Origin of the sequence: Thalassococcus halodurans, assembly GCF_900108225.1 — a bacterium.
GTDB classification, from domain to species: domain Bacteria; phylum Pseudomonadota; class Alphaproteobacteria; order Rhodobacterales; family Rhodobacteraceae; genus Thalassococcus; species Thalassococcus halodurans.
Genome location: NZ_FNUZ01000002.1, coordinates 653,699 through 675,470, shown reverse-complemented (window position 1 = coordinate 675,470; position 21,772 = coordinate 653,699). Strand labels below are relative to the sequence as shown.

Genomic DNA, 21,772 nt, shown 5'->3' with positions numbered 1-21,772 from the left:
TTTCACCTTTAAATGCACAGGTCGAAACGAAAGCGCTTCCGTTGACGGTAAGGTATTACCGGTTCATGATATAAGGCAAATCTGTAATTTATATAATATCTATCAGCCCGATGAATTTCGCGACCTTTGATCTGAATTTGTTACGTGTTCTTGATGCTTTGTTCCGCGAAGGAAGCACTGTGAAAGCCAGCGCACGGCTTGGACTTTCCCAGCCTGCGGTGTCTTCGTCCTTGTCTCGGTTGCGTCATGCTTTGGATGATCCCCTGTTTGTTCGGCAGGGCAATCGGCTGGTGCCCACGGATTTTGCCGAAAACCTGCGGCATGGGGTGCAGGATGAACTGAACAGGATTGAACTGCTTCTGTCCAAAGCGGATGCTTTTGATCCCGAAAAGGCAGAAGGGCATTTCAAAATCTCCGGCTCAGATTTCTTTGCCGAATTGCTGATGCCGAATTTGGGGGATCTGCTGACGCGCACTGCGCCAAAGGTGCGGGCGCAATTGGTGGATCTTGTGCCGGACGACTATCTTGCCAGTCTTGAACGATATGACGCGGATCTAGCCCTGATCCCCGATTGTGACTTGCCCAGTTGGATCAGCCGCGAACCATTGTTCCGGTCGCCCTTTGTCGTGATTGCGCGGGGCAGTAACCCGGGTGTGGCTGATCTGGAAGACTTCAGCGAAATTCCTATCGACCGGTTTTGCGCTATGCCGCATGTCCTGTTTTCACCCGAAGGCCAGCTGTCGGCGATGGGGGATGCCGCGCTTGCGAAAATCGGGCGGTCGCGGAATGTTGCGATGACGGTTCAGGTGTTTTCCGGCGTATGCAGGGTCGTGCGGGGCAGTGATCTGATCGCGCTTATTCCGGCGCAATTGGCAGTGGAATTCAAAAACTCTTACGATTTGCGGATCTTCAAAGCCCCCATGCCGATGGACGTCGTTCAGATTGTCGGCATTTGGCATAGCCGGTCTGACAATGCGCCGTTTGCGCGATGGATGCGCCAGCAGGTTTTTGACCTGTGCCGGTCCATGGACATGGCGCTACCAACCTAAGGTTTCGCGTTTTCAAGCGCTTGATAGTCTTTCAGGCTCTTCCCCGGTTCATCAACGAACAACCCGGGCAAAGGACGCAGGGTATCGACACGATCAATCCGGAAGCTGCTGAATGCGCCATCGGTTTCGTCCCACGCAATGCAGGTCCAGATGCGCCCCCAATAATCCATGTGCAACGGCCGCACATCATGGGGTTTGGTGTCGTCCAGGAACGTCAGCCGCAGTTTTTGTCGCGCACGCAGGGCTGCGCGGATCGCGGGCATGTGCCTAAAGCCCTGTGCTGCTTCTGAAAACGGATAGGTGGCAAAACCGAAGCTGCGGGCGGCCATGCCTGCGTCTTCGGGCAGAACCGCATCCATCTTGCTGGCCAGCGTCCGCGCAGCGTCGGCCTGTTCTGGCATGTCAGATGCAGCAACAGCTGCCAGACCGATGTGCAGCGCTTCAAGCTCTGCGTCTGTTAGGTTCATCGGCGGCAAGGTGATCGTCGCACGCGCGGTATAACCCAACCCCCGTTCGCCTTCGACCGGCACGCCAGACGCCGCCAGCGTGTCCATGTCACGATATATGGTGCGCAAGGACACGCCCAATTCGGTGGCAAGGTCTTCGGCGCGATGCAGGCCGCCGTCTTTCAGGCGGGTCATCAGTGTGTACAGGCGGTCTGTGCGTTTCATCCCTGATTCTCATGTCATTTTCGCCTATACTGACAAAAACCTGACAACTGACAAGTTTATGGCAGTAATTAGTTGGAAATTCCGACGCTAACAGCGCAATTCCGGTGCTTTTGCCGCTTTCCGAGGGGGCGGGTTGTGGCTAGAACTATTGAGGATATCGCAGGCACGGCCTGCAGTTTTGGGAGAAATGAAATGCTCAACAATATTGGTCTTCCCGGCCTTCTGCTGATCGCCGTTGTCGTGCTTGTGCTGTTCGGCCGTGGCAAGATTTCCGGCCTGATGGGTGAAGTGGGCAAAGGCATCACTGCGTTCAAAAAGGGCGTAAGCGACGGTGCCAAGGAACTGGAAGACGACAATGCCGAGTCCGCAAAAGACGTGACACCGGAATCCGAGACCGAAAAAGACAAGGTCTAATCCGCCATGTTTGGGATGGGCTGGACCGAGCTGCTGGTCGTTGGCATTGTGGCGCTGATTGTGGTCGGCCCCAAGGATTTGCCTGTGCTGTTCCGCAATATGGGGCGGTTCATGGGTAAGGCCAAAGGTATGGCGCGCGAGTTTTCGCGCGCAATGAACGATGCCGCCAACGAAGCTGGCGTCAGCGACGTGACCAAGACCCTGAAGTCGGCGACAAATCCGCTGGGTTCGGCAATGGACAGCGTTAAGGATGCGGCCCGTGATCTGACCGATTTCGATCCGGACAAGCCCGATGCGCCGAAAGCGCCTGAAAAGGACGACCTGCGCAAAAAGATCGAAGCAACGACAGCCCGCAAGGAAGCCGAAAAACGGCAGGCCGAGGCCGATGCCGCGTTGCAAAAGGCTGCCGAGCTTGAGGAAGCGGCCACCAAGAAGGACGAGGCATGAGCGCACTAGACGAGATCGAGGACTCTTCGGCCCCGCTGATTGAACATCTGGCCGAATTGCGTACGCGGTTGATCCGCTGTGTGGTCTATTTCCTGATCGGTATGGTGATCTGCTTTACCGTCGCGACGCCGATCTTCAACTTCCTGACCGCGCCATTGTGTCAGGTTCTGGCCGAACGTGGTCAGGACTGTGACCTGATCTTTATCTCGCCGCAGGAAGGCTTCTTTGTTGCGATCAAAGTGTCGCTTCTTGGCGGCTTCATGCTGTCTTTTCCGTTGATTGCCAACCAGTTGTGGCGCTTTGTTGCGCCGGGATTGTACAAGTCCGAAAAGGGTGCATTCCTGCCGTTTCTGGTAGCGTCGCCCTTCATGTTCATGCTGGGCGCGGCCTTTGCGTTTTATGTCGTAACGCCATTGGCCTATGACTTCTTCCTCGGCTTCCAGCAGTTCGGAACCGGTGGTGAAAGCGTCGAAGGTGGTCAGAATGCAGCGCCGCTGTCTGTGGTCTTCCAAGGATCTGCGCAGGAATACCTGAACCTGACAGTTAAGTTCATCGTGGCTTTCGGCCTGTGTTTCCAACTGCCGGTTCTGCTGACACTGATGGGTAAGGCGGGTCTGGTTAGCTCCAAGGGGCTGGGCGATGTGCGCAAATACGCCGTGGTCGCCATTCTGGTGCTGGCCGCATTGGTCACACCGCCGGACGTCATTACCCAAATCATCCTGTTCGTTGTGGTCTATGGCCTCTACGAAGTGTCGATCTTCCTTGTGCGTCGCGTCGAACGAAAGCGCGAAGCGGATTTGCGGGCACAGGGCCTTTGGGTCGAAGATGACGACGAAATCTTTGACGACGAAGACGAAGAGGCTGACGTCGAAGTTTCCGAGAAATCCGAAGACAGCAAATCCTGATGACTGACACTGATCCGATGATCCGCATTGCCGAGGCGCTAGAGCGCCTCGCGCCGGCCCCGCTGAGCACACCTGACTTTGACGCCGCCGACGCGTTTGTCTGGCATGTGTCGCCAGATCGTCTGGAGCCTGTGCCCGAGGTGTCGCGCATTGATCTGAAGCTGCTTGTCGGCATTGATCGCACCCGTGATACGCTCTTGGAAAACACACGCCAGTTCGCCAAGGGGCTGCCCGCCAACAACGCGCTTCTTTGGGGATCGCGCGGGATGGGGAAATCTTCGGTGGTTAAGGCGGTGCACGCGGCCGTTCAGGCCGAAGGTTATGATCTGAAAATGGTCGAACTGCAGCGCGAAGACCTACCGTCCGTGTCGCGCCTGTTGAACCATCTGCGCGGTGCGCCCTACCGCTTTTTGCTGTTTTGCGATGACCTGTCATTCTCGCACGACGACCAGCACTACAAGAGCCTGAAGGCCGTGCTGGATGGCGGGATCGAAGGGCGGCCCGAGAACGTGCTGTTCTATGCCACATCCAACCGCCGCCATCTGATGCCGCGCGATATGATCGAAAACGAACGGTCCTCTGCCATCAATCCAGGCGAAGCGGTGGAAGAAAAGGTTTCCCTGTCTGACCGTTTTGGTCTTTGGCTGGGCTTCCATCCTTGCACGCAGGATGAATATCTGGCGATGATCGACGGCTACTGTGATGCCTATGGCGTCAAAGTGGATGCGGATGAACTGCGGGCCGAGGCCATTGAGTGGCAGGCAACGCGCGGATCGCGATCTGGCCGTGTAGCATGGCAGTTCTTTACCGATCTGGCCGGTCGCAAGGGCGTTAAGCTGGGCTAAGCTTTATTTGCGTTGCGTTTGCTGATGTGGCCTTATCACCGATAACTTCGGTGAGGGAGAATTCCATGTCGGCTGCCTTTGGACGTGTCGTGATATACAGACACAAAATGGCCGAGTTGGAAGCCTTCTATCAAAGGTATTTCGGCTTTGATGTGATCCACAATGAGGGCGACCGCATCGTCGAACTTGTTCACCCAAGCAGCGGGCTGGGGATTTTGTTACATCCTGCGTCGACAGGCCAGAAAGAAGGGCAGGTTCTGATCAAGCTGGTGTTCGACGTCGAAGATGTGCCTGCCTTTGTCGCGAAGGCAAAGCAGGACGGATTGGCTTTTGGCAAAATATTTCAAGCGGATGGCTACTGCTTTGCCAATGCAAAAGACCCGTCCAAAAACTCGATCCAAGTTTCCAGCCGGGTCTTTGTCTCTTCAAAGTAACGGTCCCTGACCGCTGCTTTGCGCCGTCCAACGGGCGTTAGATGTAGTCGTTGGGATCAACGCTGTCGAAGCCGTCCCGTACTTCGAAGTGCATCCGCGCCGGATCGCCTGCGCGCACCTTGCCGATGGTTTCGCCGCGTTTGACGGTGTCACCTTTTTTGACCGTGATGCCATCAATGTGGGTGTAGACGGTCAGCAGGTTGTTGGAGTGTTTGATCACAAGGATCGGAACGCCTTCGGTGTTTGTGGTGATCGCGGCGACTGTGCCGGACTCGGCGGCCTTTACGGCTGTGCCAGCAGGCGCGGCAATATCGATGCCATCGTTCTTGCCCTTTGCGTAATCGCGAATGATCGACCCTTGGACAGGGATTTGCATCGGGCGGCTGGCCGAAGAGGCAGTCGTTGTTGTGCCCACGTCAGCGACAGGTTCGGCAGGCTTGGCTGCGGTTGTCGTTTCTGCAGGTTGGGTCGCTGCGGCCGTTGTGTCTGCGGGCGGCAGCGGTTTCGATGCCGACGGCGGCGTCGGGGTCGGGCTGCCAGTGCCGGGTGTCGTGGTGGCGGGCTCGATCACACGCTCTTCTGCAGCGTAGGTAACGGGGATCAGCAGATATTGGCCTTCACGGATCGAATAGTTTCGATCCAGGCTGTTCCAGTCCGCCAGCGCGCGGGGCGTCACGTTGTAAAGCCGTGCAATGGTGAATGCCGTTTCACCGCGCTGGACCTGATGTCGGATCGGTTCAACGCCACCCGTAGTTGTGGCAGTGGTCTGGCCAGGCGTTGGCGCGGCCTGATCAATGGCGTTGCCTGCAAGTGTTGTGATGTCGATGTTGCCCGCCGGTTTGATCGGGGCGGTGTCCTGTGCGGCGACCCGCGTGGGCAGGGCGACGATTTCGCCTGCGCGAAGGGGATCGAATTCCTTGATGCCGTTGAACCGGGCCAGTTCGTTCACATCCGCGCCGACGCGATCCGCCAGCGTGGAAAGCGTGTCGCCGCGACGGGCGACTGCGACCTGATAGCTGGGGTAGGAAATAACACCGTTCGCATCGGGTTTGGGTTTGGGCGCTGTTGCGTTCGCTGCGGCGCTTGCGGTGTCGACGGGGCCACCCAAACGACCACGCAGGTCAAGATCCATCGGGCCTTCACAAGCGGCCACTGTGGTCAGGGCAAGTGCCGCCGCACCCAGTCTGGCGTTCAGACGCAAAAATGATCGGTTTGTCACTGTCATCTCGATATCCTCAACTGCGCCCCTTGTTGCCGGAACGTCTGGTAGTTCAAAGAAGGATTAGCTTTCTTTGCCCATCCCCTCAAGTAGTGGGACAAACCGCACGGCGCGCAGTTCATCATAGTCATAGCCGGTTTCCGTGCGCGTCACCTTAATCAGGCTTTGCACAGCGTCCGACTGGCCCACGGGTACAACCATGATACCGCCGATCTTAAGCTGCGCCAATAGGGGGCCCGGCGGGTCTTCTGCGGCTGCGGTCACAATAATACGGTCGAACGGCGCCTGATCCGGCAGGCCAAAGCTTCCGTCGGCAGCAAAGGCGGTGATGTTCACCAATCCCAATTCGTCGAAAACCTCGCGTGCTTCACGGACAAGGCGGGCGTGCCGGTCAACGGTATAAACGCGCCGCGCCAGCTGGCTTAGGATTGCGGCCTGATAGCCAGAGCCTGTCCCGACCTCGAGCACCTTGTCACGCGGCGAGATATCCAAGGCCTGCGTCATTAACCCTACGACAGAGGGCTGCGAAATCGTCTGGCCGCAGGCAATTGGCAACGGCATGTCTTCATACGCGCGGTCGGTGAAATAGTGCCGGATAAAGGGCAGGCGATCGATCTTCTCCATCGCGTTCAGCACAGCGCTGTTTGTGACCCCCTTTGAGCGGAGCGCAAAGAGAAACTGCATTTTGCGTTCCGCGTCGATCGTCATGAGAAATGGCTTTCCAGATCGTCGAGCGTGTGATGCGCGGTAAAATCGGCCTGCATGGGCGTGACGCTGATGTAACCGTCCAGATTGGCCTGCGCGTCTGTCTTATGCCCTGTGGTGCGCCGCTGGTCGCCGCCACGGATCCACATGTATCGACGGCCCGTGGGCGAGATGTGCGGCTCAACAGAAAAACCGGTGCCCTTGCGCAGACCCTGCCGCACGACTTGGGTGCCTTTGACCTGATCGGCGGGCACGGGTGGGAAGTTGACGTTGTAGAACAGCTTATAACCCTCAGCGTCACCAAATCCGAAATCCAGAATTTTGCGAATGACATCGGCGCCGTGCTGTGCTGCGGCCTCGAACGGATCGTCCAGATTGACGTTGTCGGGGCCGTAATATTGCGACAGCGCAATCGCGGGCAGGCCCTGTAATGCTGCTTCCAAAGCGCCACCCAAGGTGCCGGAATACAACGCATTTTCGGCCGAGTTGTTGCCGCGGTTCACGCCGGAAAGGACCAGATCAATGGTCTTGTTTTTCAGAACGTCATGGACGCCGGCTAGAACGCAATCGGCGGGGCTGCCTTCGGCGGCAAAGCGACGATCATCCAACTGACTGATCATGAACGGATGGCTGTAGCTGACACAATGCCCGACGCCGGATTGTTCGAACGCCGGTGCGACTGTCCAGACCTCGCCCTTTTCGCCTGCAAGTTCGGTTGCGATCGCGTGCAGGGTTTTCAGGCCCGGTGCATTGATCCCGTCGTCATTGGTAATGAGAATGCGCATACGTTCCGCCTTTGCCTTTCGACCTGAATAGGCAAACACGGAACGCGGGGCAAGCGCGGCAAGGCTTTGCTATCAGATGATTTGTTGCAGAAGTTCTGCGGCCACATCTTTCGGTAGCGGTAGTGCGTCTTTGTCTTCGCCGGGGAAGAAGCGACCACGGGTCGCCGTGCGCAACGGACCGGGCGAAAGGATCTTTACCTTGGGGCCGATTTTTTCCGTTTCGGACTGCCAGCTGCGGACCAGTGCCATTTGCGCGGCTTTGGTTGCTCCGTAGTGGCCAAAGAACTTTTCGCCCGCGTGGGTGTCGTCGAAAAACACGGCTGTGCCTTCCGGCCCGATCAGCGGCGCGATGAAGGGGATAAGGTGGCCCATTGCCGTGACATTGGTGTTTACCGACTTGTCCCAATCTTTCTGGTCAAGATGATCGGCGGGGGCCAAGGGGGCCGCGTGGATCGCGGTGTGGATCCACAGTTTTGCGCCGCCCCAACGGTCAAACACAGAGCGGCACAGCTGTGCCATCGCATCGCGGTTGGTCACGTCCATCGGGGCCAGCGTTGCATCGCCGCCTTTGGCTTTGATCCGGTCGTCCAGATCTTCCAGTCCGCCAACGGTCCGGCCGACGGCGACGATGTGGTATTCAGGGGCAAGCGCCTCGGCCAGGGCAAAGCCAAGGCCACGGGACGCACCGGTGATAAGCGCAATCTGTGTCATGCGCTGCATGTGCCGCTTGCGCGCTGAAAGGTCAAGTATGGTCCTGTGTCGTGCGCGGATTAGCCCAGAATACCGGGCCAGTTCGCTTCGCCCTTGGCGATGTTGCCGGGAACGTCCTGAAGCCAGAGGTCGCGGGCGCGCAGATTGGCGTTCAGGTATAGCTTACCGTCGTACAGCGTCCACGCCTCGGGCATTGTCGGCGCGAGGTATCCTAGTGAGGCCGCATAGGCGCAATAGCCGCCGAACTGGGGGGCGTATGCGGTCGGGTCTGCTTGGAAGGTGTCAGCATTGGTCGCGCTGGCAAACTGCCAGATGGCACCGTTCCAATTGATTTGGTGGGCGGGGTTTCCTGCTACAGGGCCATTGCCGTCAAAGTAGGCCACAGCGTCTGATCCGTCGATGGCGATGCCACCTTCTTGGTAGATGTCGGGTTCGCGGGCAAAGGCGGGGCGGGCGGCAAGGATCAGGGCAGGTGTGGCCAACATCAAGCCAAGCGACGCGCGGCGGGTCAGGGTGGTCATGGTCGTCTCCTTCAGTGAATTACGAAGAAGGTGACCGCGATTGGTTTGTGATGAAAGGGGGCTGGCGGCGATGTGAGTGGCACGCGGTGGCCTGTGATCGATTGTAACAAACGTCGCGTTAGTCTGCGCTGAGATGCGGGCGGATATCGTTGCCCGACGCCGCGTAGATATCCAGCAGATCGTCAAACGAAATACCGTTCTTCTGAGCCTCGGCCAGCGCGCCCTCCTGCGCAAACAGGCTGGGACGCATCCCGTCTTCACCGGGGATCAGATTACAGGGAACGGTGTCTTCGTCTTCAAAACCGGGCAGGGTGTTCATCAACCACGCAAAGCAGCCTTCGAACCCGTCGTTTTCGCCCATCGCGTAATCGATGTACGCGTAGAAACTGTCAGGATGGACGCTGCCCCAGACGCCGAAGTTGAACACTTCATCCGAGCCACGGATCGGAAGCGGCAGAACGCAACGGATGTAACGGTATTCGCCGTGACGGCACAGGTCAGTACCCAGCTTGTCATCGCCGACAACCACTTCGTCCGCGCCTGCATCACGCAGGCTGGCGTGTGGCCACGTGTCGGGATGGTCAAAGCCGATGTCGAAGACGCCATTGAACTGGCGGTCACAGCACGGGCAGGTGCGGCTTTCGTCGTTGAAGCGTTTCCAGCGGGCGTCCAGATCAAGAAGGTTCATAGGGTGTCCTGACTTGGCTTAGCCCGCTGTGGGCCGGTCAGCCGCCTTATTCGGCGGCTGTTTTCATTTTGAAGCCCTTTTCGATCATATCCGCCGGTGTGACAGGATATTCGCCCGAGAAACAGGCGTCGCAATACTGCGGGCATTTGGCGTTACGGCCTTCGGCTTCACCAACCGCACGATACAGACCGTCGAGCGAGATAAAGCGCAGGCTGTCCACCTGAAGGTGGTCGCGCATTTCATCCTCGGACATGGTGGCCGCCAGCAGCTTTTCGCGCTGGGGCGTGTCCACACCGTAGAAGCACGGCCACGCCGTGGGCGGGGACGCAATACGGAAGTGGACCTCAGCCGCGCCGGCATCAAGGATCATTTCCTTGATCTTGCGGCTGGTGGTGCCGCGCACGACCGAGTCGTCCACAAGGATCACACGCTTGCCTTCGATCAGGGCGCGGTTGACGTTCAGCTTCAGACGCACACCCATGTTACGGATCTGTTCCGTAGGTTCGATGAAGGTCCGGCCCATGTACTGGTTCCGGACAATGCCCATGCCGTAGGGAATGCCGCTTTCATGCGCGAAACCGATGGCTGCGGGCGTGCCGCTGTCAGGGACGGGGCAGACCAGATCGGCCTCGACCGGTGCTTCGCGGGCCAGTTCCACGCCGATCTGACGGCGTGTCTCATAGACCGAGCGACCGCCGATGATCGAGTCAGGACGCGAGAAATAGACATGTTCAAAGATGCAGAACTTGGACGGCTGCGGGCGGAAGGGGTGGCTGCTTTCCACGCCTTTTTCCGCTGTGATGACAACCATCTCGCCGGGTTCGATTTCACGCACGAACGTCGCGCCGATGATGTCCAGCGCGCAGGTTTCCGATGCCAGCGCATAGCCGTCACCGATTTTACCCAGTACCAGCGGGCGCACGCCCAGCGGGTCACGCACACCGATCAGCTTGGTGCGGGTCATCGCGATGACCGAAAACGCGCCTTCGACACGGCGCAGTGCGTCTTCCATCCGGCTGGGGATGTTGCGCTGCAGCGAACGGGCCATCAGGTGGATGATGCATTCACTGTCGGACGACGACTGGAAGATCGAACCACGCTCAATCAGCTCACGGCGCAGGGCATCGGCGTTTGTGATGTTGCCGTTGTGCGCGATCGCCGCGCCACCCATCGAGAATTCGCCAAAGAACGGCTGCACGTCGCGGATTTGTGTCTGACCCTTTGAACCGGCTGTGGAATAGCGCACGTGGCCGATAGCCAGTTCGCCGGGCAGCGTTTTCATCAGGGACTGCGATGTAAAGTTATCGCGGACATAGCCAAACCGGCGGGCAGAATTGAAACCCTGTTCGGGGTCATGGCTGACGATACCGCCTGCTTCCTGACCACGGTGTTGCAAGGCATGCAGGCCAAGCGCCACAAAGTTCGCAGCATCGGCAACGCCGACGCACCCGAAAATTCCGCACTCCTCTTTCAGTTTGTCGTCATCAAACGGGTGAGCGGGGGGCATTTGGGGATCCATCAAGGCAGCTCCGAATCCAGTTAGGTGCATCTTTACCGCCCTCATAAGGGCTGATTGCCGTCGTGTCACGAAACGATCACAAAAGAAATCGCCCGCCGAGGTGGCGGGCGTTGTGATCGTTGGTTTTAGCCGTCGGTGCCTGCGGGTGCTTCGCAAACGCCTACAAGTTGTTCATATTGTGTGGTGATCCAGCCAAGAGCCTGATCGGGGTTCTGTTCTTCGATCTTGTCGGTGAACTGGCTGAAGACAGCGGCAGAGCGGCTGTCTTCGATCATCGCAATGTCCTGCGACGTAATGACTGTTTCATAGACGAAGAACGCGATGGCCACCAAAAGGATGCCGCGTGCGACGCCGAACAGAAAGCCAAGGCCCTGATCCAACCCGCCCAGAACAGAGCGCTGGACGAGGCTTGAGAAGACCGGTGTGAACAGTGAAACAACGATCAGAGCCGCGGCAAAGACCGTTGCGAAAGCCGCGATGATCGACAGTTCACAGCTGTCTGACAGGAATTCGCCGACGACAGGCAGTTCTTTGACGATCGGTTGCACCTGAGGCGCGAACAGAAAGGCCAGAAACGCAGCCGCGATCCAGCCAAGGATCGCAAGCGATTCCCGCACGAGGCCACGCGAGTACGCCAGAAGCGCCGAAAGAACGATAACGACGGCAACAACCGCGTCTACTGCTGTAAAACCTTCCATGGTTTTATGCCTTCTCTTTACGTTTTGGCCACTTAACCAGCGCCGAATACTTCACCTACAAAGCTTGTCAGGTCCGCAGTCTGGACCAGTGACATGCCCGACGCATCTGCGGCTTTGCCTCCAGATGGCACGATTGCGGTGGTGAAACCAAGTTTCTGCGCCTCTTTCAACCTGTTTTCGGTTTGTGACACGGGTCTGAGCGCCCCACTGAGACTTATTTCCCCGAAAACCACGGTTTCTGCGGGTAGGGCGCTGTCCTCTCGGGCCGACAAAAGGGCTGCGGCGACGGCAAGATCAGCGGCGGGTTCTGAAATTTTCATGCCGCCTGCGACGTTCAGGTAAACGTCCAATCCGGCAAACGGAATGCCACAGCGCGCCTCAAGCACCGCCAAAATCATCGAAAGCCGGCTGCCGTCCCAACCAACGACCGCGCGTCGGGGTTGGGAATGGGGACTGGGGGCGACCAGCGCCTGCAGTTCGCAAAGAACAGGCCGCGTGCCTTCAATGCCGCTGAAAACGACAGAACCGGGGCTGGGTTGGGCGCGTTCGGACAGGAACAGGGCAGAGGGGTTCACCACCTCTGCCAGACCGGCGCCGGTCATCTCGAACACACCGATTTCGTCCGCGGGACCAAAGCGGTTTTTCACGGCGCGAAGGATACGGAACTGATGGCCGCGTTCGCCTTCGAAATAAAGAACCGTATCAACCATGTGTTCCACAACACGCGGGCCCGCGATCTGGCCCTCTTTGGTGACGTGGCCGACCATGATAACAGAAACATTCCGGCGCTTGGCGAAGGTCGTCAGTTCGTGCGCCGATGCGCGGACCTGAGACACGCTGCCCGGTGCGCTATCAACGTTGTCGACCCACATAGTCTGGATTGAATCGATGATGACCAGATCGGGCTGTTCGGCCTCAAGCGTGGTCAAGATATCGCGCAGATTGGTTTCGGCCGCCAGTTTGACGGTTGAATCCGCCAACCCAAGCCGCTGCGCGCGCATACGAACCTGCGCGCTGGCCTCTTCGCCGCTGGCATAGACGACCTTCAGACCGGCCTGCGCAAATTGGGCCGCCGCCTGAAGCAGCAACGTGGATTTACCAATGCCCGGGTCGCCGCCGACAAGAATGGCGCTGGACGGAACCAACCCGCCACCAAGCACGCGGTCCAGTTCAGACAGGCCGCTGGCGGTACGCGGCGGTGGTGTTTCCTTGCTGGACAGATCGCTTAGGGGAACGGTGCGCCCCTTGGCGCGGCCTAGAGATTTGGAACTGGGTCCAGCCGACAGCGGGGCCTCTTCTTGAATTGTATTCCATTCCCCGCACGCCTCGCAGCGGCCGGACCATTTGGAACTACTTGCACCACAGGCGGTGCAAACGAACAGAGCGGAAACTTTTGCCATACCCGCTTTTGGCGCAAAGATGGGTGCGCCGCAAGACGCGGCTTTGTGGCGTCGGCACTTACACGCTGTGGTCAGCTTTCGAGGTTTTTTGCCAGTGCCCGACAAACATCGAAGCCAATATGCAAAACGTAAATAAATAAAGGCCCCATGCGGTTTCGATCCGTCCCACTCCGATGCCTTTTGACAGCGTGATGTAGACGGCAATCAGGAAAACATCCGCCATTGCGACACGGCCCGCGAAAGTGATCGATTTGGTCACGCGGTTGGGAAGCGTGGAAAGCTCGTTCAACGCCAGACCGATCAGCTTTAGAACGGGGGCGACCAGAGCGAATAGCGCCACAAGGACAGCAAGGAAGATATCCGTTTCGATCAATGACCGGATGCCGGACATGACGCTGATTTCTGACAAGCTGAAGAGCGGGAGCAATCCGGCGCGGGCCAAAGGGGCGAACCACGATATGGGGTAGAGCACCGCAATCAGGATAATGGCTGCCAGCCTGATCTTACCAATCGACAAAGGTTGCCCCCCATGTCGCGAAAAGCGCCAGAACCAAAGCGATATGCAACCAGTCGATTGTCCGCCGTTTCACTTTGGGCACGAAGGCCGTTGCGGCAAAGATCAAGGAAAGCCCCACAGGCGCCAGCATTCCGTTCTGCAGTCCAAGTAGAAGCGCCGTTTGACGACCCAGTGGCAGCCCATACCATCCCAGACTGGGTGCAAACAGGGTGATCAGCGCCCACGATGCCAGTAAAAAGACGAGGAAAGACACCAACCTTGCCTTTGCCTGCGACGTGAATATCCGAAACAAGGAAAGCAAAAGAAGTATTTGGAAAAATACAAACTTTTTGAAGAACAAGAACGTCAGGACGCTGTAGTTCGGTTCAAAAAATGACTGCATGCGTTCCTCGATTTGCAGCGGGTTGCTATTTAGATGGCATCCCGTTGCGCTGGCTTCAACAAGCGGGGCGGAAATCAGCCGTCGATGTAGTGTCTGTCGTATCGTGCGCCCAAAGACGTAAGGATTTCGTATCCGATGGTTCCGGCCGCATCGGCCAAGGTATCAACGGATTGGTGACGACCCAGCAATTCGACTGTTTCAGGCATCTCGGCGACGTTTGTGACGTCTACTGCGATCAGGTCCATGGAAATGCGCCCAAGGATTTTGCAGCGCTGTTCCCCCGCATAGACATAGGCCTTGGGGCCCATTGCACGAATGATCCCGTCGGCGTAGCCCGCCGCAATAGTGGCCACATAGGTGGGCTGTTCAGCGATCCATGTGTTGCCGTAGCCAACGGATTCACCTTCTTCAACGGTGCGCACTTGAATGACCGGAATGTCCAGCGACGCGACGGGTTGCGCATCGACGAAGGGCAGACCGCCGTAAAGGCCGATGCCAGGGCGGCACAGGTCAAAGTGATAGTCCGGCCCCAACAGTATACCACCCGTCGCCGACAGCGACCGAGGTGCGTCAACATCATGGGTCATCTCTTTGAAAACGCGCAGTTGTTGCGCGTTCATCGGGTGGTCGGGTTCATCGGCGCAGGCCAGATGACTCATGACCAGTTCCGGGTTCTGGCCCAACGCGATCTCGCGCAGCGCGGACCATTCGGCAGGCTCCATGCCCAGCCGGTTCATGCCTGTGTCCAACTGAACGCCGAACGGATGACCGGGCAGCGTTTCTATGTGCAAAAGCATCTGATCAAGGCTGTTGATCATCGGGGTCAGGCGCGCGCCGCTGATTTTCTCGGCGTCGCCGTTCATATGTCCGGAAAAGACGCAGATTTCAGGGCCGTCACCCAGAGCCTGACGCAGGGCGACGCCTTCTTCTGCCAAGGCGACAAAGAATTTGCGGACGCCGATCTGGGCCAGCATCTGGGACACTTTTCCAGCGCCAAGGCCGTATGAATCGGCTTTGACCACCACCGCGGTTTCGCAGGCGGTTTTGCTGTTCAGGTTGCGCCAGTTGGTGCGAAGCGCGTTCAGATCGATAGTAAGAGTAGATTGAGCCATGCGTTTTCTTTGCCTTGCCTTAAGAACAGGTCAAGGGAAAAACGCAGCAGATACGACGCATTATGACGCGGGGTGCGTCTGTTAGTATTCTTCGACGGCGTTGTTCTGCCAGGCTTTCGCAAGGTTGCCAAAGCGTGTGAACTGGCTTTCGAACGACAGTTCGACTGTCCCAATCGGACCGTGACGCTGTTTGCCGATGATCACCTCGGCCTTGCCGTGCAGACGGGACATCTTGTCTTGCCAGACGGCCATTGCTTCAAGGTTATCATCAGACGGCTTTTCCCGTTCCACGTAATATTCTTCGCGGAACACGAACATAACGGCGTCCGCATCCTGTTCGATCGAGCCCGATTCACGAAGGTCGGACAGCTGCGGGCGTTTATCGTCGCGGCTTTCAACCGTACGGCTAAGCTGGGACAGGGCAACCACTGGGATGTTCAGTTCCTTGGCGATCGCCTTCAGGCCCATCGAGATTTCGCCGATCTCTTGCACACGGTTGTCGGACATACCGCGCACCAGCTGAAGGTAGTCGACGATCAAAACGTCAAGGCCATGGGTCCGTTTCAGACGGCGTGCACGGGCGGCCAGCTGAGCGATGGGCAGGGCGGGCGTGTCGTCGATATAAAGCGGGCAGGATTCGAGTTTCTTCGCAGCCTCAACAAAGCGGCGGAATTCATCTTCTTCCATGTCACCCTGACGGATTTTGTGGGACGAAATCTCGGACGCTTCGGACAGGATACGTGCGGCCAACTGCTCAGAGCTCATTTCGAGCGAGTAAAAGCCAACGACGCCGCCCTGAATAGCGCCTTCGGTGCCGTCGGGGCGGATGCCTTTCTTGTAGGCCTTGGCGATATTGTACGCGATGTTGGTCGCAAGCGAGGTTTTACCCATCGACGGACGACCCGCGAGGATCAGAAGGTCAGAGGGGTTCAGACCACCCAGCTTCGCGTCCAGATCAACCAGTCCGGTCGAAATGCCGGACAGCTTGCCTTCCCGCTGGTAGGCGGCGTTGGCAACGTTAACCGCGCCTGTTACAGCCTTGAGAAAACTAACGAAACCGGAATCTGACTTGCCTTGTTCTGCCAGTTTGTACAGCGACTGTTCCGCTTGAACGATCTGGTCTTTAGGCTCTGACGCCACTTCGACACGCGCGGCTTTGTCTGCGATTTCACGGCCGAGGGCGATCAGTTCTCGGCGGATCGCCAGATCGTAGATCATCTGGGCGTAATCGCGTACCGCGAATGACGACACAGCTGCACCGGCCAGACGCGCAAGATAGGCCGCGCCGCCCAGTTCTTTCAGGCCTTCGTCGTCTTCCATAAACGCCTTGAGCGTTACGGGCGACGCAAGGTTGTTTTTGGCGATACGTGCCGCCGCAATTTCAAAAATGCGGGCGTGAACGGGGTCGTAGAAATGCTTTTCGCTGATGATCGACGCAACACGGTCATAGACGTCGTTGTTGGTCAGGATAGCGCCCAAGAGCTGTTGTTCAGCCTCGATGGAATGAGGCATCGTATCAGGCGATTGGATTTCGGCCCCGGTTGGATTGAAAGCCGCTATCTCGTTCATCTGCCCCTCGTTTCGTTCGTATTTTTGCCGGTCTGTGGGGCATAGAACAGCCATGCCCTGTGACGCAAACGGTATATTCCTGTGGATATCTTGGGGATATCGAACGGCCAGAAACACCACACTATATTGCGGTACGGGTGGCTACTTCGTCAAGATTTAGAAAGTGCCGCAGGTGCAGTCAGCATGTTCGTGCTGACTGCAGTGCAGCATTTTTTGGCGCGTTTTGTCAGACTGCGTGTGCTGCCTGCCATTCGCGCGGATCGCGCAGGAATTTTTCCACTTCGGCTAATGTCGATTCGTCGAAGCTGCCCATTTCGCGCGCGGCTTCCAGCACGTCCCACCACGTGCAGAGGTGGTGCAGCGTCACGCCATGATCGCCCAGCGTCTTTTCGGTTTCCGGGAAAATTCCGTAGTAGAAGATCACAGCAGTATGCGCGCAAGACGCGCCAGTGTCGCGGATCGCGTCTACAAAGCTGATCTTGGAGCCGCCGTCAGTGGTCAGGTCTTCGACCAGCAGAACCCGCTGGCCTTCTGTCATCGCACCTTCGATGCGGGCGTTTCTGCCGTAGCCTTTAGGCTTTTTACGAACGTAGGTCATGGGCAGCGCCATGCGTTCGGCCACCAGTGCGGCAAAGGGAATGCCCGCTGTTTCGCCACCTGCGATGTTGTCGAACGCTTCAAAACCCGCGTCGCGCATCACGGTGACTGTCAGGAAATCCATCAGGGTCGAGCGGATACGCGGGAACGAGATCAGCTTGCGGCAGTCGATATAGGTCGCCGAAGGCAGACCGGACGCCAGAATGAACGGATCTTCCGGACGGAAGTTCACAGCACCGATTTCCAACAACATCCGCGCGGACAGGCGGGCGATTTCCTCTTTGGTGGGAAAGCTGGTCGGGATCATCAGTGTACCTTTCTTTGGATCGCAGGGTCAGGCGTTGACGCGCCAGTGCAGCGGCATGGCGGGGTCGAAGACGGTCACTTCGGCCTCGCCAGTCTGGATTTTTTCGGGGTAGGTGACGGCATCGCCCTTGGTCAGGGTGATGGTGTCGGTGTTCGCAGGCAGTCCGTAGAACGCAGGGCCGTTCAGCGATGTGAAGGCCTCAAGCTTGTCCAGCGCACCGTCCTGTTCAAACACTTCGGCAAGGATCGACATGGTGTTGGTTGCTGTAAAGCAGCCCGCGCAGCCACAAGCGCTTTCCTTCGCATCGTCGGGATGCGGCGCGCTGTCGGTGCCAAGGAAGAAGCGACCTTCACCCGATGTTGCGGCGTCGCGCAGGGCCAAGCGATGCTCTTCGCGCTTGGCGACGGGCAGGCAGTAGTAATGCGGTTTGATGCCGCCAACCAGAATGTGGTTACGGTTGATGACCAAGTGGTGCGTGGTGATCGTCGCGCCCAGATCGTCGCCGCCGGAACGGGCATATTCCACGCCTTGGCGTGTTGTGATGTGTTCCATGACCACGCGCAGTCCTGGTGTGCTTTTCCGCAGCGGATCCAGAACAGTGTCGATAAACACAGCTTCGCGGTCAAAGATATCGACGTCATGTGTCGTCACTTCGCCATGCACACACAGGGGCAGGCCGATCTCGGCCATTTTCTCAAGCACCGCGCGGACGTTTTCGAAATTCGTGACGCCCGAGGCCGAGTTCGTCGTGGCACCCGCGGGGTAAAGCTTGACCGCCTTGATCAGGCCAGAGGCATGGGCGGCTGCCACATCCTTGGGATCCGTGTTCTCGGTCAGATAGAGTGTCATCAGCGGCTCGAACGTCATGCCATCGGGCAGGGCCGCCAGAATGCGGTCGCGATAGGCGGCTGCGTCTGTGGATGTCACAACGGGCGGCACAAGGTTCGGCATGATGATCGCACGGCTGAAATGGCGTGCGGTTTCAGGCAGAACGGCCTTGAGCATTGCGCCATCGCGCAGGTGCAGGTGCCAGTCGTCGGGGCGGCGGAGTGTCAGCATGTCGGTCATAATTGTGCGGTTAGCACGAGGTGTGACGCGGGGCCAGAGGCATTCTGTGCCCTTGTCCATGTTTACCTTGGTTCCGACATCAGGCAACATCACCGCGAAAGCGAAGGTAGGTTTGCGATGTTGTTGACCATTGTTTTGTCAGTTCTGGCCGGTGCGGCGGTCGTGCCCGTGCAACCACGGGTTACAGAATTTCTGCATCGGTATCTGGATGAGGAACGGCTGCCCGACGAAGCGGGCCGCAGGTTGATCGCGTTTTGCGTCACGATGGGGTTGGCCGCGCTGATCCTGAGCTTTCTGACGATGCCCACACCAATGATCTTGATGTTGATCTGCGGATTGATTGGCTACTTTCAGGCCCCGATCCGCGACGCGTTGGTCAGTCGGCGTAGGTAGCGGACTGTGTGTCCGTTTCGGTTTCATCGCCATCGGTAAGGCGCAGCGTGCGCAGGCGGCGGCGGAACCGGCGAACCGGATGGCGTGGCACCACGTTTTCGCACAGCATCAGGGCAAGGCCTTCGCGCCCGTCGGCGTCCAGCTTGGCGAGCAGTTTCATCAAATAGGGCACGTGATCTCGGCGCGCGCGCAGCATTTTGGCAAAGCTGAGGTCCGTCAGCGTATCGCTGGCAACGGCGACCAGCAAAGGCTCTAGCAGGTCCAGATCGATAATGTCGGATTGCAAAGCTGCGCCCATGAACGGCATCCGGAAGCGTTTGACATTGCTGCGATTGAACAGGGCCGAATGCACCGCGTCCAGATGTTCGCGCGGGTCATAAAGCACATAGGCCTGTTGCGCCGCATCCAGCATGTCGGGGGCATAGCCATAGCGGTCCGTGAAGGACATCCGGCGTTGCTCTGTGAAACGCTCGTCCCATTCACTAACGCGCGGATCAAGCGTGGCCTGAGGCTGGAGCGCCAGAACACGTGCGCCCGGTGCGGACACGGAAAACGCCGCGGCTGCGTATCCGCAGGGGCCTGCGCCGTAGAAGACGACCTTATCGAATTCGTCAAAGAAACCGTCGTCGCTGAGTTGGTCGAAAAAGCCATAGACCTCGGGCGCGCGGAACCATGTGTCGGATTTCGACACGACCGCCAGATGCGACCAGCCTTCGGATTGAACCATCTGGTAACCAAGCGGCATACCATCGTTTGAAAGGGTCTGGATGCCCGCGAAGCTTTCGAACGTCACAAGCAGCGTATCGCCGTCTTCGACAAACAAGCCGTGATGGGCTGGACCGAGTTCTTCGTAGAAACCATGGACATCGCCGATGGCACGCATACGACCGCGCCAGTCCTTGTAGGACAGCTCGGGCAAATCATCATCAATCAGGTCAGAAATGTCCTGCATTGTCTGCGTATCCTCGATCCGTGGCCCATTTCAGGCGCATATTTTCCAAACGTATTCCAGCGCATTTAGGCAAAATTGAGCCGTATCGTAGGAGATTTAGGGTTTTTGATCAGGATTTTGGAGGGCCAATTCCCGAGCGCGGTTGCCATAGCTGGAAAGAAAGCGCGCGGCATTCAGGGGAACCGGCTGTGTCGGGGGCGTCATGAGAAGGCGACCGAATAGCGCTCGGTAGGGTTCCTCCAACATCAGCTTGTCGAATGTCTCTTTGCGCCAAGCTACTGATTTATCGTGAAGTTCCGCCAATTGACTGTCCTTCGCGAACTCTGCGCGGAACTTTGCCACAAGCGGGTCCAATTGTCGGATGGTCTGATCTTCTTCGACGTTGAAATTGCGTTCCACCCAGTAATCCAACCCCAGCAAATGGTCGGAATGCACAGCGCGGCCGCGATAGGCCTTGAGCACGTAACTTTCCATGTCGCCCAAGGGATAGTGGTTAAGCTGGGCCAGACCGTAGTTGTCTTGCCCAAAGGTCGAAAAGATTCGTTTTGTCTGGAACAGCGCGTCGAGCTCGCGCCCGTGGCCATCAAACCAGCGGGCTTGGCTGATCTTGTTGTCGTTGGGGGAACGGGGGCGATGGACGCCCGGTTTTCCATAGGTGCCGTCGTTCTTGTAAAGCGTTTTGAACATCGACGCGCGCCATGGCCAGTACAGGATTTTAGGCGCGGCTTTGGCAAACCGATGTGGCACCGGCTGATCGTGATATCGCGCTTGTCCGTTGTTCCCGAACAACCGCCACGTCAGCGTGATTGCCGTGGCGTCAGGCAGCGCGTTGATCAGATCGGGCAGGGTGCGGTTGCCGACATGGACGTTGATGAACTCATCCACATCCAGCGGAAGAATCCAGTCGGCCTCTTTGACCAATTTCTGCTTGGCGGCGTCCTTTAGGGCAGTGAATTGAATGCCGCCCTGATCATAGGGCCCAGGGTTGCGCAGGTGTGTGACCGGCGCGACCTCTGATAGCCGATCAAGCATCAGGTCGGTGCCATCGTCGCAGTCGTTTGAATAGGCCAACACATGCGTCACGCCGGACGCCAGTGTGTGCGCCAGCCAGTCCAGCAGGAAGGCTCCTTCGTTTCGAACGCAAAGAATCGCGAGTATTTTCATTTGGTTATCACCGCTTCTTGAATGTAACGACTTTGCCGTGTGATGTGCGGGCAAAGTAGGTCAAGCCTGCGTTTTGGAAGGCATCAAAGACGGCCTGAACACCGTTCTGACCGGTCCATTGTGGATGAAGCTCTACAACAGCGGCTCGCAGACATGACAGGTCCGCAGATGGTAAAATCGTGCTTTCAGCGCCTTCGATGTCGCACACAAGGAAGGTCGGTTGCAGCGTTTCAATAACGTCAGAGAACGGTTTTTGAGGCACCATCACGGTGTCAATGATCGTGTCCGGATCATTGTCGCGATCCATTGAAGAGCCCAAAAAATCCTCACGCAGGTAAAAGGCAACGTCGTCTGTGGCGTCGACAGACAAAAGCGTGTTGTGGACATTGATGTTGTCCAGACCATTCAGCGCGTGAACCTGACGGATATATGGAACCAGCTGGGGATTGCCCTCATAAACATGAAACTCTGACGGGGGGCGGGATGTGCCGATCAGGGATGAGATAAAGCCAATGCCGCCACCTAATTCGAGCACGCGATCCCCTCGACGCAGAACCTGACGTACAGCATTTGCTTCGTGTTCTTCATAGCCACCACGTTCGAGCCGCTTGGCGATCCGGACCGAAATAAAACGCGGGTCGTTCGGAAACAGAAATCCAGCGGCTTTAATCACATCAGTATGGCTTGCGGCCTCGGGCAT

26 protein-coding genes are annotated in these 21,772 nt (G+C 57.7%); 7 read left to right on the top strand and 19 right to left on the bottom strand.

Annotation, left to right across the window (positions count from 1 at the left end):
- Positions 1-110: 110 nt before the first annotated feature.
- Positions 111-1,049 carry a LysR family transcriptional regulator gene (locus tag C4S59_RS08280; protein ID WP_103909991.1) on the top strand — a complete coding sequence of 313 codons (939 nt, stop codon included), beginning with the start codon at positions 111-113 and terminating at the stop codon, positions 1,047-1,049.
- Here C4S59_RS08280 and C4S59_RS08275 read toward each other — a convergent pair.
- Complete coding sequence (locus tag C4S59_RS08275; RefSeq protein WP_103909990.1) at positions 1,046-1,720, bottom strand: helix-turn-helix transcriptional regulator; 675 nt, start codon at positions 1,718-1,720, stop codon at positions 1,046-1,048. The genes C4S59_RS08280 and C4S59_RS08275 overlap by 4 nt on opposite strands.
- Positions 1,721-1,912: 192 nt before the next feature.
- On the opposite strand from C4S59_RS08275, the gene C4S59_RS08270 reads away from it, so the two are divergent.
- The 5 genes from C4S59_RS08270 to C4S59_RS08250 all read left to right on the top strand — a co-directional run bounded on the left by C4S59_RS08270 (position 1,913) and on the right by C4S59_RS08250 (position 4,765).
- Positions 1,913-2,134 (top strand): twin-arginine translocase TatA/TatE family subunit, encoded by a 222-nt coding sequence (locus C4S59_RS08270; protein WP_103909989.1) that lies wholly within the window; start codon positions 1,913-1,915, stop codon positions 2,132-2,134.
- Between the two features lie 6 nt (positions 2,135-2,140).
- A complete protein-coding gene (tatB, locus tag C4S59_RS08265; protein ID WP_103909988.1) occupies positions 2,141-2,581 on the top strand; it encodes a Sec-independent protein translocase protein TatB in 441 nt (146 codons plus the stop codon).
- Entirely contained in the window at positions 2,578-3,486 is a 909-nt protein-coding gene (tatC, locus tag C4S59_RS08260) for a twin-arginine translocase subunit TatC (RefSeq protein WP_103909987.1), read from the top strand. The genes tatB and tatC overlap by 4 nt, the downstream gene beginning before the upstream one ends.
- Positions 3,486-4,331 (top strand): ATP-binding protein, encoded by an 846-nt coding sequence (locus C4S59_RS08255; protein ID WP_103909986.1) that lies wholly within the window; start codon positions 3,486-3,488, stop codon positions 4,329-4,331. The genes tatC and C4S59_RS08255 overlap by 1 nt, the downstream gene beginning before the upstream one ends.
- Before the next feature lie 65 nt (positions 4,332-4,396).
- On the top strand, positions 4,397-4,765 hold the full coding sequence (locus C4S59_RS08250; protein WP_103909985.1) for a VOC family protein: 369 nt from the start codon (positions 4,397-4,399) through the stop codon (positions 4,763-4,765).
- Between the two features lie 37 nt (positions 4,766-4,802).
- Here the strand turns inward: C4S59_RS08250 and C4S59_RS08245 are convergent, their stop codons facing one another.
- The 15 genes from C4S59_RS08245 to pyrC all read right to left on the bottom strand — a co-directional run bounded on the left by C4S59_RS08245 (position 4,803) and on the right by pyrC (position 18,563).
- Positions 4,803-5,990 (bottom strand): M23 family metallopeptidase, encoded by a 1,188-nt coding sequence (locus C4S59_RS08245; protein ID WP_103909984.1) that lies wholly within the window; start codon positions 5,988-5,990, stop codon positions 4,803-4,805.
- Between the two features lie 57 nt (positions 5,991-6,047).
- Complete coding sequence (locus C4S59_RS08240) at positions 6,048-6,692, bottom strand: protein-L-isoaspartate(D-aspartate) O-methyltransferase (RefSeq protein ID WP_103909983.1); 645 nt, start codon at positions 6,690-6,692, stop codon at positions 6,048-6,050.
- Positions 6,689-7,474 (bottom strand): 5'/3'-nucleotidase SurE, encoded by a 786-nt coding sequence (gene surE / locus C4S59_RS08235; RefSeq protein WP_103909982.1) that lies wholly within the window; start codon positions 7,472-7,474, stop codon positions 6,689-6,691. The genes C4S59_RS08240 and surE overlap by 4 nt, the downstream gene beginning before the upstream one ends.
- Positions 7,475-7,546: 72 nt before the next feature.
- Positions 7,547-8,185 carry an SDR family NAD(P)-dependent oxidoreductase gene (locus tag C4S59_RS08230; protein WP_103910328.1) on the bottom strand — a complete coding sequence of 213 codons (639 nt, stop codon included), beginning with the start codon at positions 8,183-8,185 and terminating at the stop codon, positions 7,547-7,549.
- Between the two features lie 59 nt (positions 8,186-8,244).
- Entirely contained in the window at positions 8,245-8,706 is a 462-nt protein-coding gene (locus C4S59_RS08225) for a YHS domain-containing (seleno)protein (RefSeq protein ID WP_103909981.1), read from the bottom strand.
- A 118-nt stretch (positions 8,707-8,824) separates the two neighbouring features.
- Entirely contained in the window at positions 8,825-9,394 is a 570-nt protein-coding gene (locus tag C4S59_RS08220; protein ID WP_103909980.1) for a DUF2199 domain-containing protein, read from the bottom strand.
- A 46-nt stretch (positions 9,395-9,440) separates the two neighbouring features.
- Positions 9,441-10,901: an amidophosphoribosyltransferase gene (purF, locus tag C4S59_RS08215; protein ID WP_200813185.1), complete on the bottom strand. Its 1,461-nt coding sequence runs from the start codon at positions 10,899-10,901 to the stop codon at positions 9,441-9,443.
- A 137-nt stretch (positions 10,902-11,038) separates the two neighbouring features.
- Positions 11,039-11,611 carry a CvpA family protein gene (locus C4S59_RS08210; protein ID WP_103909978.1) on the bottom strand — a complete coding sequence of 191 codons (573 nt, stop codon included), beginning with the start codon at positions 11,609-11,611 and terminating at the stop codon, positions 11,039-11,041.
- A gap of 32 nt (positions 11,612-11,643) precedes the next feature.
- Positions 11,644-13,011: a DNA repair protein RadA gene (gene radA / locus C4S59_RS08205; RefSeq protein ID WP_103909977.1), complete on the bottom strand. Its 1,368-nt coding sequence runs from the start codon at positions 13,009-13,011 to the stop codon at positions 11,644-11,646.
- A 58-nt stretch (positions 13,012-13,069) separates the two neighbouring features.
- A complete protein-coding gene (locus C4S59_RS08200) occupies positions 13,070-13,522 on the bottom strand; it encodes a paraquat-inducible protein A (RefSeq protein ID WP_234994734.1) in 453 nt (150 codons plus the stop codon).
- Positions 13,515-13,781, bottom strand: a complete 267-nt coding sequence (locus C4S59_RS08195; protein ID WP_146064520.1) for a hypothetical protein — start codon at positions 13,779-13,781, stop codon at positions 13,515-13,517. The genes C4S59_RS08200 and C4S59_RS08195 overlap by 8 nt, the downstream gene beginning before the upstream one ends.
- 203 nt (positions 13,782-13,984) lie before the next feature.
- Complete coding sequence (gene alr, locus C4S59_RS08190) at positions 13,985-15,022, bottom strand: alanine racemase (RefSeq protein WP_103909975.1); 1,038 nt, start codon at positions 15,020-15,022, stop codon at positions 13,985-13,987.
- A gap of 81 nt (positions 15,023-15,103) precedes the next feature.
- Positions 15,104-16,591 (bottom strand): replicative DNA helicase, encoded by a 1,488-nt coding sequence (locus C4S59_RS08185; protein ID WP_103910326.1) that lies wholly within the window; start codon positions 16,589-16,591, stop codon positions 15,104-15,106.
- 226 nt (positions 16,592-16,817) lie between these two features.
- Positions 16,818-17,495 carry an orotate phosphoribosyltransferase gene (locus tag C4S59_RS08180; RefSeq protein ID WP_103909974.1) on the bottom strand — a complete coding sequence of 226 codons (678 nt, stop codon included), beginning with the start codon at positions 17,493-17,495 and terminating at the stop codon, positions 16,818-16,820.
- 27 nt (positions 17,496-17,522) lie between these two features.
- Positions 17,523-18,563, bottom strand: a complete 1,041-nt coding sequence (gene pyrC, locus C4S59_RS08175; protein ID WP_103910325.1) for a dihydroorotase — start codon at positions 18,561-18,563, stop codon at positions 17,523-17,525.
- A gap of 117 nt (positions 18,564-18,680) precedes the next feature.
- On the opposite strand from pyrC, the gene C4S59_RS08170 reads away from it, so the two are divergent.
- Entirely contained in the window at positions 18,681-18,956 is a 276-nt protein-coding gene (locus C4S59_RS08170; RefSeq protein ID WP_103909973.1) for a hypothetical protein, read from the top strand.
- Here C4S59_RS08170 and C4S59_RS08165 read toward each other — a convergent pair.
- The 3 genes from C4S59_RS08165 to C4S59_RS08155 all read right to left on the bottom strand — a co-directional run bounded on the left by C4S59_RS08165 (position 18,940) and on the right by C4S59_RS08155 (position 21,772).
- Positions 18,940-19,908, bottom strand: a complete 969-nt coding sequence (locus C4S59_RS08165; RefSeq protein ID WP_103909972.1) for a phosphoadenosine phosphosulfate reductase — start codon at positions 19,906-19,908, stop codon at positions 18,940-18,942. The genes C4S59_RS08170 and C4S59_RS08165 overlap by 17 nt on opposite strands.
- 96 nt (positions 19,909-20,004) lie before the next feature.
- A complete protein-coding gene (locus C4S59_RS08160; RefSeq protein WP_103909971.1) occupies positions 20,005-21,072 on the bottom strand; it encodes a glycosyltransferase family 2 protein in 1,068 nt (355 codons plus the stop codon).
- A gap of 7 nt (positions 21,073-21,079) precedes the next feature.
- The gene (locus C4S59_RS08155) at positions 21,080-21,772 is read right to left on the bottom strand and encodes an FkbM family methyltransferase (protein ID WP_103909970.1); all 693 of its coding nucleotides are present in this window, start codon (positions 21,770-21,772) and stop codon (positions 21,080-21,082) included.

Excerpts from the sequence above, each read along its gene's own strand:
- C4S59_RS08185 (WP_103910326.1), bottom strand. The coding sequence starts at position 16,591 with ATGAACGAGATAGCGGCTTTCAATCCAACCGGGGCCGAAATCCAATCG.
- C4S59_RS08245 (WP_103909984.1), bottom strand. The coding sequence starts at position 5,990 with ATGACAGTGACAAACCGATCATTTTTGCGTCTGAACGCCAGACTGGGT.
- C4S59_RS08165 (WP_103909972.1), bottom strand. The coding sequence starts at position 19,908 with ATGCAGGACATTTCTGACCTGATTGATGATGATTTGCCCGAGCTGTCC.
- C4S59_RS08220 (WP_103909980.1), bottom strand. The coding sequence starts at position 9,394 with ATGAACCTTCTTGATCTGGACGCCCGCTGGAAACGCTTCAACGACGAA.
- C4S59_RS08180 (WP_103909974.1), bottom strand. The coding sequence starts at position 17,495 with ATGATCCCGACCAGCTTTCCCACCAAAGAGGAAATCGCCCGCCTGTCC.
- C4S59_RS08230 (WP_103910328.1), bottom strand. The coding sequence starts at position 8,185 with ATGACACAGATTGCGCTTATCACCGGTGCGTCCCGTGGCCTTGGCTTT.
- C4S59_RS08280 (WP_103909991.1), top strand. The coding sequence starts at position 111 with ATGAATTTCGCGACCTTTGATCTGAATTTGTTACGTGTTCTTGATGCT.
- C4S59_RS08250 (WP_103909985.1), top strand. The coding sequence starts at position 4,397 with ATGTCGGCTGCCTTTGGACGTGTCGTGATATACAGACACAAAATGGCC.
- alr (WP_103909975.1), bottom strand. The coding sequence starts at position 15,022 with ATGGCTCAATCTACTCTTACTATCGATCTGAACGCGCTTCGCACCAAC.
- surE (WP_103909982.1), bottom strand. The coding sequence starts at position 7,474 with ATGCGCATTCTCATTACCAATGACGACGGGATCAATGCACCGGGCCTG.
- C4S59_RS08225 (WP_103909981.1), bottom strand. The coding sequence starts at position 8,706 with ATGACCACCCTGACCCGCCGCGCGTCGCTTGGCTTGATGTTGGCCACA.
- C4S59_RS08255 (WP_103909986.1), top strand. The coding sequence starts at position 3,486 with ATGACTGACACTGATCCGATGATCCGCATTGCCGAGGCGCTAGAGCGC.
- purF (WP_200813185.1), bottom strand. The coding sequence starts at position 10,901 with ATGCCCCCCGCTCACCCGTTTGATGACGACAAACTGAAAGAGGAGTGC.
- C4S59_RS08240 (WP_103909983.1), bottom strand. The coding sequence starts at position 6,692 with ATGACGATCGACGCGGAACGCAAAATGCAGTTTCTCTTTGCGCTCCGC.
- C4S59_RS08155 (WP_103909970.1), bottom strand. The coding sequence starts at position 21,772 with ATGCCCGAGGCCGCAAGCCATACTGATGTGATTAAAGCCGCTGGATTT.
- radA (WP_103909977.1), bottom strand. The coding sequence starts at position 13,011 with ATGGCAAAAGTTTCCGCTCTGTTCGTTTGCACCGCCTGTGGTGCAAGT.
- C4S59_RS08160 (WP_103909971.1), bottom strand. The coding sequence starts at position 21,072 with ATGAAAATACTCGCGATTCTTTGCGTTCGAAACGAAGGAGCCTTCCTG.
- C4S59_RS08170 (WP_103909973.1), top strand. The coding sequence starts at position 18,681 with ATGTTGTTGACCATTGTTTTGTCAGTTCTGGCCGGTGCGGCGGTCGTG.
- C4S59_RS08270 (WP_103909989.1), top strand. The coding sequence starts at position 1,913 with ATGCTCAACAATATTGGTCTTCCCGGCCTTCTGCTGATCGCCGTTGTC.
- tatB (WP_103909988.1), top strand. The coding sequence starts at position 2,141 with ATGTTTGGGATGGGCTGGACCGAGCTGCTGGTCGTTGGCATTGTGGCG.
- C4S59_RS08275 (WP_103909990.1), bottom strand. The coding sequence starts at position 1,720 with ATGAAACGCACAGACCGCCTGTACACACTGATGACCCGCCTGAAAGAC.
- pyrC (WP_103910325.1), bottom strand. The coding sequence starts at position 18,563 with ATGACCGACATGCTGACACTCCGCCGCCCCGACGACTGGCACCTGCAC.
- C4S59_RS08210 (WP_103909978.1), bottom strand. The coding sequence starts at position 11,611 with ATGGAAGGTTTTACAGCAGTAGACGCGGTTGTTGCCGTCGTTATCGTT.
- tatC (WP_103909987.1), top strand. The coding sequence starts at position 2,578 with ATGAGCGCACTAGACGAGATCGAGGACTCTTCGGCCCCGCTGATTGAA.